The organism is Parendozoicomonas verongulae (assembly GCF_009711465.1).
Classification (GTDB): Bacteria; Pseudomonadota; Gammaproteobacteria; order Pseudomonadales; family Endozoicomonadaceae; genus Sansalvadorimonas; species Sansalvadorimonas verongulae.
In genome coordinates, this window is sequence record NZ_SMME01000022.1 from 1 (window position 1) to 209 (window position 209).

Below are 209 nucleotides of genomic sequence, written 5' to 3' on the forward strand. Positions count from 1 at the left end.
AAGGATATCGAGCTGACACTGGGCAGACATTTTTGGATCATGGGGGGCGCAGACAACCAGAGAAAGTCTCTCGAAATCTATACCCGGCTGCGCACCCGGGCAACCGGAGGGCAGGCGAACATTCTCAGTGATGACAAGGATATCGAACTGGGTCTCGCATCTATTTTCGTTGAGACAGAAGAGTGGGAGAAGTTTGATGAGCTGCAACT

General features: G+C 51.7%; 1 protein-coding gene. It reads left to right on the plus strand.

Annotated elements, in window-relative coordinates:
* A partial coding sequence (locus E1189_RS21925; RefSeq protein ID WP_196220774.1) for a hypothetical protein occupies positions 1 to 209 on the plus strand: 209 nt, incomplete at both ends.